This is a genomic window from Oscillibacter valericigenes, from assembly GCF_016902445.1.
Lineage (GTDB): Bacteria > Bacillota > Clostridia > Oscillospirales > Oscillospiraceae > Oscillibacter > Oscillibacter avistercoris.
The window spans coordinates 1-3,412 of record NZ_JACSNX010000050.1; the positions used below are offsets into that span (position 1 = coordinate 1).

A 3,412-nucleotide genomic window follows, 5' to 3' on the forward strand; every position below is an offset into this window, starting at 1 on the left:
ATTAGGGCGAGGGTCCACCCGTTCCCATTCCGAACACGGTAGTTAAGCTCGTTCCTGCCGACAATACTTGGCTGGCGACGGCCCGGGAAAATAGGTAGCGCCAACACAGGCTCTTGTTTCAGACAAGGGCCTGCCACATTCCTCCATAGCTCAGTCGGTAGAGCACGCGGCTGTTAACCGCGGTGTCGTTGGTTCGAGTCCAACTGGGGGAGCCACGTATTGCCGCCACTCGGCGTGGCGGCAATACTTCTCTTGAAGGAAATGCCGATACGGGCCTTTAGCTCAGTTGGTTAGAGCAGCTGGCTCATAACCGGCCGGTCCCGGGTTCGAATCCCTGAAGGCCCACCAGAATGGTCGATCGCCTGACGGGAACGCCGCAAGCGAGATAGGGGTATAGCTCAGCTGGTAGAGCAGCGGTCTCCAAAACCGCGTGCCGAGGGTTCGAATCCTTCTGCCCCTGCCATTGATTATCCTGAAAACCCCGAGAAATCGGGGTTTTTTGTTATTTTTTTCGAGGGAATGATTTTTGGGAGACCGCGGGTGATGCTCCAATGATGCCCTGAATGTGGTATCTGGTGTCATCTGTTTTTACTGTTTCCGTCTGCTACAGCATCATTTTAGCATCAAAGTTTTGCGCCCCCGGCCGGTTGATTTCCGGTCGGGGGCGCGTTTTTTGGAGGGTGCTTCAGAGATCAAATCCTGCCGTGATCCCTGCCAGACGGGAAGTATCCTTTTTCACATAGTAGAGTTCTGTGATCTCCGAGGTGGAGTGGCCGAGGAGGTCGGCCACCTGCCGGGGAGAGAGGGAGCGGATGGTTCCATCCGGCTGTTTGACTCCATTGACCAGATTGGTGGCGAAGGTGTGGCGGAGGGTATGAAGTCCACGCCGCTCCAGTCCAGCCGCTTCCAGGATGCGGTAATATCGTTTCCGGAAGTTTACCGGCCGGGTATAGCCTCCGTGTTCATCAGAGATGAGTGGGCTGTCCTCTCCGAAGTACCGTTCTGCTCTCAGATCCAGGATGGCGTCCACTGCCGACTGATTGAGGGGCACATCCCGCTTGCTGGAGGTGCTCTTCAGCTTGCCGATCTTCACCTCCCGGCCGCCGATGGATTCGGCGCCTTCCCGCCGGGAAACTTCCTTTACGCCCCGCTGAAGGTGGATGACGCGGTTCTCCAGATCAATGTCACTGTTCAGCAGGCCGAGGGCTTCCCCTGTGCGGAGTCCGGTATTTAGCATCAGTGTATAGGCTGCCGCCTGCTGATAGATGGGTGTCCCGTTTCTCCAGGTTCGGAGAGACTCGGCTTTGAACTTCACGATCTCCTCCGGAGTGAAGATGGTCACAGTTTCGAAGGTTGGCAGATCCTCTTTGCCCTGGCTGGCCATGAAGTTTGACTTCTTGATCATGGGAGCCGCAGCCATCGGATTCTTCTGGATGTACTCCTGCTGGGTTAGGTAGCGGAAGTAGTCGGTGAGGATGTTGTAGACCTTCTTGACCGTGGTGTAGGCGTAGCCCTCGTTCATCCAGTGGTTCAGCAGTGCCTTGATGTCCGCTGAGGTAATGTCGCCCACCACCTTACCGCCGATGATCGGGTAGATCTGATGCTTGGCAGTGCACTCCAGCCGGTCGTAGGTACCACGCTCCACAGAGGGAAATTTGAATACCCGGAGCCATCTGCCCATGCTTTCCTCCAGCTTTGCCTTGGATTCATCTGAGGCTGTGAGCTGGCGGTCGAAGTCGGCAAGGTAGGCGGTGATTTTTTCTTTGACCTCCTGCTTCGTGGCCCCGCAGAAGGACTTTCGCTTTTTCATTCCCTGCTCGTCCGAGTACCAGACCACGCCGTTCCAACGGCCGTCTGTTCGTTTGAAGATGTTTCCGTTTGTCAGTAATTTTCGCTGCATATTCCAGCCCTCCTTTCTCAGCAACACAACATACCACAGAAAAAAGAGAAAGCCAGGGGCTATAGTCACTCTTATCAGAAAAGTAACAATTTGGCCGGAAGCCTTATCTTTGTTTTATGCGGCGCAGCTTTTGAGCTGCCTGGAGGGGAAATCAGGCCCCGGGATATCCCGGGGCCTGATCCTGTTCAGAACAGCTGCTGTCCTTCCTCGGGAGCATCTTTCCGGTGCCCACTTCGGTGCCGCCGCTCCTTTGCCCACGCCTTGCGGTCCATGCGAGCTGGGAGAGTCGTACTGTCCTGCACCGGCATTTGCTGTTCGCTGCCCTCCAGACGGGCCAGGAGGTGGATGATCTGCCCGGTTACAGTAACACCCGCCACATCAGGACACTGACCATTGCTGACACGATGCCCGACGCCAGGAGCGTCAGCAGGATCTTGCCCTGGAAGCGGGCCGAGGCCTCGTCCCAATTCCGGCGGAACTGGGCTTCCAGTTCGGAGAGCTCCCTCATAAACCCGTCGCGCCGCCTCCCATCCTGTTTGTGTTCCTCCTTCATCTCCTGGACCGTCTGGCGCAGGTCCCGGCAGATCCCCTGATGGATGCTGTTGGCCTGATTCAGCCAGTCCACCAGCTGCTGACCTGTGGCCAGCTCCTTCAGATTTTCCTTGGTGGCCAGTCTCTCCGTATCCGCCCGGATGGTCTCCTGCAGGGCCAAGGTCCTCCGCAGGACTTCCTCCAGCCGCTCCACCGTCGTCACCGGCATGGTGTAGAGGAGGTTGGGCTGCTGATCCGCCAGCGTAGGCGGTGTCCGCTGTTTCAGCCTGTCCAAAGTGGTGTTGCGCTGCGCGTTGTCGGATTCGAAACTCATCTTCCATCTTCTCCTTCCTAAATTTTTCCTCGTGGAGCTTATCGTCCCGGCACCGCATTCCCGTAGGGGTGATGTAGGTGATGCGTTTTCGGCCTTCCTCCCACCGGGCATCGTAGCCCCGGCGCCGCAGCTCGTCCAGGAATTCCTCCCGGCTGCCGGCGCGCTCCATGGCCGCCTCGATCACCGCGATCAGCTGAAACTTCCAGCTCTGTCCCCGCATGGCGCTGCGGTACTCCCCCGGCCGGAGGCCCTTGACCTGTTTCTTTTGGCGATACGGCTTAAGGATGGTCAGCCCGTGCTCCCGGCAGATCTGGTCGCTGACCAGCCGCATCCGCTCTAAGGTCCGGGGCGTGAAGTGGAGCTTTTTTCCGGTGTCCGGCTTCACGGAGTTCACTACCAGGTGGGAGTGGAGGTGGGCCCGGTCGATGTGGGTAGCCACCAGCACTTCGCAGCCGGGGAAGAACCGCTCCGCCAGCTCCTGGGCGATCTGATGGGCCTCCGCCGGCGTAACGTGCTCCTGGGGCGAGAAGGACTGGGTGTAGTGATAGAACCAGGTGCCGCTGGCCTTGCCATACAGGTTTTTCGTGGCCAGGAAGCTCTGATAGGCCAGATCCGCCATGCAGTTGACCCCGGTGAGATAGCGGGTG

2 protein-coding genes, 3 tRNA genes, 1 rRNA gene and 1 pseudogene are annotated in these 3,412 nt (G+C 58.2%); 4 read left to right on the forward strand and 3 right to left on the reverse strand.

The window, feature by feature from the left end:
• From rrf to H9X91_RS13930, 4 genes are all read left to right on the forward strand, one after another.
• Positions 1–106, forward strand: a 5S ribosomal RNA gene (gene rrf, locus H9X91_RS13915); the annotation flags it as partial.
• A gap of 33 nt (positions 107–139) precedes the next feature.
• Positions 140–215 (forward strand) — tRNA-Asn (locus H9X91_RS13920).
• A 56-nt stretch (positions 216–271) separates the two neighbouring features.
• Positions 272–348 (forward strand) — tRNA-Ile (locus H9X91_RS13925).
• Positions 349–387: 39 nt separating this feature from the next.
• A tRNA-Trp gene (locus H9X91_RS13930) sits at positions 388–463 on the forward strand.
• A gap of 222 nt (positions 464–685) precedes the next feature.
• Here the strand turns inward: H9X91_RS13930 and H9X91_RS13935 are convergent.
• The 3 genes and pseudogenes from H9X91_RS13935 to H9X91_RS14825 form a co-directional block, all read right to left on the reverse strand.
• Positions 686–1,900, reverse strand: a complete 1,215-nt coding sequence (locus H9X91_RS13935; RefSeq protein ID WP_204805861.1) for a tyrosine-type recombinase/integrase — start codon at positions 1,898–1,900, stop codon at positions 686–688.
• A 358-nt stretch (positions 1,901–2,258) separates the two neighbouring features.
• Positions 2,259–2,765, reverse strand: coding sequence for a hypothetical protein (locus H9X91_RS14520; protein ID WP_243414570.1), 507 nt, complete (start codon positions 2,763–2,765; stop codon positions 2,259–2,261).
• A gap of 301 nt (positions 2,766–3,066) precedes the next feature.
• Positions 3,067–3,412: pseudogene (locus H9X91_RS14825) on the reverse strand (relaxase/mobilization nuclease domain-containing protein); the annotation flags it as partial.